At 70.2% G+C, this 6,190-nt stretch carries 3 protein-coding genes; all 3 read left to right on the plus strand.

The genetic code is table 11. The features are described from left to right. Positions 1-23: 23 nt before the first annotated feature. The 3 genes from BM223_RS20120 to BM223_RS20130 are packed head-to-tail and all read left to right on the plus strand — an operon-like array spanning position 24 to position 6,170. Positions 24-3,425: a hypothetical protein gene (locus tag BM223_RS20120; protein WP_038676263.1), complete on the plus strand. Its 3,402-nt coding sequence runs from the start codon at positions 24-26 to the stop codon at positions 3,423-3,425. A 1-nt stretch (position 3,426) separates the two neighbouring features. Beyond that, a complete protein-coding gene (locus tag BM223_RS20125; protein WP_038676265.1) occupies positions 3,427-3,696 on the plus strand; it encodes a hypothetical protein in 270 nt (89 codons plus the stop codon). After that, positions 3,693-6,170, plus strand: coding sequence for a hypothetical protein (locus BM223_RS20130; protein WP_038676267.1), 2,478 nt, complete (start codon positions 3,693-3,695; stop codon positions 6,168-6,170). The genes BM223_RS20125 and BM223_RS20130 overlap by 4 nt, the downstream gene beginning before the upstream one ends. The last annotated feature ends 20 nt before the right edge of the window (positions 6,171-6,190 follow it).

Here is a 6,190-nt window from a genome sequence, read left to right on the forward strand (position 1 = left end):
CCCCGAGCCGAAGGAGGGACCAGATGGCCGTTCGCCGTGAGTCGGTCCGCGTCTCCGCCGAAGACGCCGGCTTCACCACCACGATGGCGAAGATGACCACCGCTGCCGCGGTGTTCGGCAGCACGCTCGACCACGTTGACGGCTCCGGGATGCGGGTCAAGCAGACCCTCCCGCAAGTCTCCGACGGGGTCGAGGGCGTCGGCCGCTCTGCCCGGAAGTCGGGCCCGGAGATCGACCGGCTCTCGGGTCGGGTGCGGATTCTCGCTGACGTCATGGCGATCCTCGGTCCCTCAGCGGTCCCGATCGCCGGCATCGCGGTGCCGGCCGTGACCGGGCTCGCCTCCCAGCTCGGCTTCGCTGCCATCGCAGGCGTCTCGTTCGTCGGCGCGATGCAGGGTGTGGGCGACGCCCTCAAGGCCGTCGAGACGGCCCGCCTGGAGCCGACCGCCGCGAACCTCGAGAAGGCCGAAGCGGCGATGTCCAACATCGGCCCGGACGCCCGCAAGTTCGTCACCGAGTTCCAGAAACTCCGACCTGTGCTGCGCGAGATGCGCGACTCCGCCGCCGCGGGCTGGTTCCCCGGCCTGACCGAGGCCCTCGACGACCTCGAGCGGCTGGCCCCCAAGCTCGGCGACATCTCCCAGGCCATCGGAGAGCGAGGCGGGTCCCTCATCGCCGAGGGCGCCGACCAGCTCGCCGGCCCGGAGTGGGAGGAGTTCTGGGACTTCGTCGAGCACAACGCCCCCGACGCCATCGACGACCTCTTCCGCACCCTCGGCAACCTCACCAAGGGCCTCGCCGAGCTGTGGATGGCCTTCGACCCCACCAACGACAAGTTCGGCGAGTGGCTGCTGGAGCAGTCCCGCGACTTCGCGAAGTGGTCCGAGGAGCTGTCCGGCACCAACGGCTACCGCGAGTTCATCGACTACATCGACACCAACGGCCCCCGGGTCGCGGACGCCGCAGGGGCGCTCGCGGACGCGATCTTGCAGATCATCGAGGCCGTCGCCCCGCTCGGCGGCCCGTCGCTGAAGATCATCGAGCTATTCGGCGATGCCGTGTCGGCGATCGCCGACAGCGACCTCGGGACCCCGATCCTTGCCGGCGTCGCCGCGCTCGCGCTCTACTCCCGCGGCCTGCAGGCGGCCGCCGCGCTGCAGACCAAGCTCTACGGCGGGACGGCCTCCCAGCGCCTGGCCCAGCAGGGCGTACTTGGGTTCACCAAGACCGCCGCGCGCGATGCCAAGGCCGCCATCCCCTCGATGTCGAAGTTTGGCACCGTGGCCTACCGCATGGGCCAGTCCTCCAAGCACGCCTCCGAGCAGACCCTCGCGGCCCGCAAGGAGGTTCGGGCCTTCTCCGCCGAGGCCGCCAAGGGCGCCGCCCCCGTCGCCGGCCTCGCCCTCGCGGGCACCGGGCTCGCTGACAACCTCGGCGTCGCCAACACCGTCTCCCTCGGCCTCCTGGGCACCCTCGGCGGCCCCTGGGGCGTCGCCGTCGGCGCAGCAGCCGGCGGGATCATGGACCTCGACAACGCCACGGTCGGCTTCTCCGACACCGTCGACAAGGTCCAGAAGCAGATCTCCGAGGGCCAGTTCAGCAAGGCCGCCGACGAGCTCGCCCAGCTCAAGGAGCAGGCCAAGGACAGCAACGAGATCTCCAGCATCGGCGACGCCCTGGACGACGTCGGCAAGGGCCTCGAGCGCGTCTTCACCGGCGACTTCGGCTTCCTGTTCGGCAAGGACGAGGAGAAGATCCGCCAGCTCGCCGACAGCCTGCGCGACGCCGAAGACGCCGCCTCCGACCAGATCGCCTTCGACGCACTCGCCGAGCGGTACGGCACCGCAGGCGAGAAGGCCGCCGCCGCAGCCCACCAAACAGAGCGGCTCCAGCAGGCCATCACCAACCTCAACGCAGTCGTCGACAAGCAGGCCGCCTGGATCGCCTACCAGGCTGCGATCGACAACGTCACGGAGTCGATCAAGCAGAACGGAGAGGGCCTCAACCCGGACCTGGCTGGCGGCCGCGAGAACCTGACCAATCTCCATGACCTGATCGCGGCAACAGAGCAGTACTCCGAGCAGCTCTCCGGCCTCCAGCGGGTGAAGTTCCTCAAGGGTGCTCTTGCTGACTTCGACGCGGCCGTCGAGAAGGCCGGCGGAGCCACGAAGGCCACGCGGGACCTGCGCGACGTTCTCCGCGACCTGCTCAAGGCCACGAAGATCGACATCGACACCGGCGACGTCAAGAAGGCCCGCGAGCAGGTGATCGGTCTCGAGGATCTTCTCGGCAACCTCGACGGCTCCAACACCAAGCCGAACGTGGACGCCAACATCAACCCCTTCATCGGGAAGATCTCCACGGTCGACGGCCGCCTGGTCAGCACCACGAACAAGGGCGCCCGCCCGCACGTGACGCTCACCGGCATCGCCGAAGCGAAGGCCCAGCTCGATGCGATCACCGCCGCGCGCACCGCCTGGGTCCGCATCCAGACCATCTTCGGCGGCAAGGGGTCGGCCGACGGTTCCACGGTGCCCAAGGACGGCGGGCCCTACGCCGACCGCTACCCGTACATGCTGGCGCCTGGCGAAGAGGTCACCTCCAACCGCGACGGCCAGGCCGACACCTTCCGGTCCGAGCTGAAGGACATCAACCGCGGCATGTCGCGCCGCGAGGTCGCCGAGCGGATGATGGCCCGCGGCCTCGCCGGTGGCGGCACGGCCGGGCGCAACCCGTCGTGGTCCTCGGCCCTCGCGCCACTCGGACAGAGTGGCGGCGGGAGGAACCCGACGTGGCTGCCGGACGGCATGAAGGCCATCGAGGTCATCCAGTACGAGCTGCCCAACTCGCTCAAGGGCCTGAACCGGGCACTCAAGCGGTCCGAGAAGGCGGTCGACGATGAGACTGAGGCCCGCGACCGCGTCATCGACAAGATGGACTCGATCCGCGACGCAGCGAGCGACCGCGTCCGCTCAGATCTGTTCCCCAACAACGACGTGTGGTCGGCCGGCGGATCGTTTGACGACGTCATGGCCGTCCTCAATGGCGACAACCTGAACGGCGCCCAGCTCGCCAAGGACATCGAGGCGCTGCGCTCCAAGGGCGTCAACCAGGGCGCTCTCGAGGCGCTGCTGCGAGAGGCCCCGGACGCCCGGGCGCTGACCGACTTCGCGAACCGCTCGGCCGCCGACCTCGCCAAGTACGTCTCCGCATTCAACCTGCGCGAGCAGTACGCCACCAAGGCCGGCGACGCCGCCGCGGCGACCTACGCCAAGGAGCTCGCCGCATCGAACCGCGAGCTGCGCCAGGCCAACGCGCGTCTCGACGCGATCGAGAAGGCCATCAAGGCCGAGCACAAGGAAGACCGCCAGAGCCGCGGCCGCGGCAACTCCAAGGGCCACCGCGGCCGGAACGGGAAGAAGTGACGTGACCGAGCAGATCGAACCCGGCAACCCGGCCGACGCGACGGCGAGCCCGACGGTGGCGCTGATCGACCAGCGCCTGGCCGAACTCGACGGCGGCCCGGAGAGCATCGGAATCCAGGAAGGCCACATCGCCCAGGCCAAGGCGGACCTCGCGGACCTCGAGCTGCGCCTCGCCGGCTGCCTGGCCGAGAAGGCACAGCTCGAGGCCGACCGCGCGCGGCTGGTCCCTGCCGTGCCTGAGCCCCCGACCGAGCCGGAGGAGACCGCATGAGCCAGCCGCACTCCCTGACGTGGGGCGACATCCGTCTCGCCGGCGATGTTGTCGACCCGGACGCGGAGTTCGTGATCGAGGCGATGGCCGACGGCACCAAGCTCGGCACGGCCAAGGCGCTGACCGAGTTCGTGAAGTCGCTGCAGGTCGACGGTTCGCTCGCGGTGATGAACGGCCACGACAACGCCGAGACGGTGCTGCAGCTTCGCGTGTCTGCACCGGACGGGAAGGCGGCCGGGCCCGCGACTGCGAAGGCCGCTGCCGCCCTCGCGGCGAACGCGTCCGCGGACCCGATCCCGCCACTGGTGTGGGTCTCCCCGCTCGAGGAGGCCGCCACCTGTGTCTACGACGTCTACGCCGCCGCCCCGGAGCGCGACGAGGGCAACGACTGGGACCTCGACGAGGAGGTCCAGGAGTGCCGCTACTTCACCGTCACGATGTCGCGGCACCCGTTCTCCCGCCCGCCGGACCCGGTCACCGTGCCGGCGCTGCCGGTCCCGCCCGCGAGCGAGACCAAGACGGTCGTCGACACCTGCGACTCCGCCTCCGGGTGGACCGTCCCCACCGCCTACGGGTTCGGCACGGTCCAGCGGACGAACGAGATCCTCAACCCCTCCCCGGTCCAGGGCATCAGCCGGTGGACCGCCGACCCCGGCACCGCCATCGGGGCGGTCTCGGCCGCCTCCGTGACGCCGCCGATGGACCACACGTGGGTCGACATCCTGGTCACGGCGTTCGAGCTGGAGCCGATCGTCGGGCTCGCGAACCGGCGCATGCTCGCCGAATCTGTCGAGGGCTCCTCCGCGCACGTCGTCGCCCCCGGTGACCGGATCTACCTGCGCAACGAGGTCGCGGTCCGCGTCACCGCGGCCGGCGGGGGCGGGGCGGTCAAGGACGGCAGCACCATCAAGCTCGTCGTCGACCAGTGGAACGGGGCGACCAGTAGCGGGCAGACCGAGATCGGCAGCCTGGTGGCGATTGCCGGCGGCGCGGACGCGAACGGCTGGGTCTACAAGACCATCCAGGGGTACTACACCGTTCCCGCCGGAACGACCCGCATCCGCCTCGCGCTGGTCCACGCCTACGCCCCGGTCGCCAGGGAGAAGATCTACGCCTCCAACTTCATGATGGAGCGCGTCCCGGCCGGCGCCGTCGGCGCTCGGTCCTTCCTCATGGGGACGAACACCAACAGCGCGACCAGCTACAGCGGATGGACCGGCACGCCCTACAGCTCGACCACGGTCGAGGTCGCCAAGCCGAGCCCGACCTCGGCCGGGGGAAGCGTGATCGCCTCCGGCGCCCCGGTGGGCGTCTACGGCGCCCGGTCGCTCGAGCTGCGACGCACCGGGGTCACCGCCGCCCCGGGGGCGCTGCCCTATCTGCGGATCTCGGCGGCCGCCTCCGTGGCCGGCGTGGCTACCGACCCGACGTTCAAGCGCGGCCTGGGCACCCTGAGCCCGATCACCCCGATCGCGGTGATGCCGAGCCTGGTCAGCGGATACCTGGACTACTACTTCACCGCCGCGGACTTCGACCGGCTGTCGATCTCGCTCGCAGCACCAGCGCAGCCTGCGGCGCCGTCGGCATCGATCGCGGTCGCCGAGGTCGCCCACACCAACCTGATCGTGTCGAGCAGCACGAACCGTCAGCGCTCACGCACCGCGATCATCCTCGGGTCTGCCGCCACCCAGGCCGCGATCCGCCTCTACGACTCCACCACCCCCACGCCTGGGCCGCTGGGCACCGACATCCTCGTCTACAGCACGAAGAACGCCGCTCTCGCGCCACCGATGCGGCCGTTCCTGACCTCCGGTGGCGCGACCGTCGACACGGCGATGATCTCCGGGGCCCGCAACACCCTCGCGACCCCGGCAGTCTTCCGGATCCAGGCGACCAAGCTCCGCGACGGGATGCACGGCCTCGTCGGCCGGCTCAACGTCACCACAGCCGGCACCCTGACCTGGACGACGCGCATCGTCGACTCCGCCGGCGCGGCCACCATCGGCTCCGGCGTCACCGACTCCGGCTCGATCGAGGTCCCGGTCACCAGCGGCTACCGGGCCATCAACCTCGCCGCCATGCTCCTCCCGCCGGTCGAGGTCGAGGGCAACCAGCTCGTCGAGATCACCATCACCGGCACCGCGAACATGTCCTGGGACGAGTTCTGGCTCTTCAACCTCACCGAGGGCTCCCTGACCTGGGTCCGTGACGCCGACTCGATGACCTGGATCGAGATCCGACCCGCCGAGCTGGGCAAACTCCCCAGCATCTACGGCGGCACCGGCGCGTTCGGGACCAACCCCGTGTGCATCGACTACAAGACCATCGGCGCCGACTTCGGCGCCGCCGACCAGCACTACACCGACCCCGGGCCACTCCAGATCTTCGCCGTCACCTCGACCTCCCTCAAGGCCCAGTCCGATCTCTGGTTCTACCCCCGCTACCTCGACGCCGTCATCGACGAGGCCGCCTGACATGGCCCGTAACCGCTTCC

The organism is Pimelobacter simplex, assembly GCF_900114845.1.
GTDB lineage: Bacteria > Actinomycetota > Actinomycetes > Propionibacteriales > Nocardioidaceae > Nocardioides > Nocardioides simplex.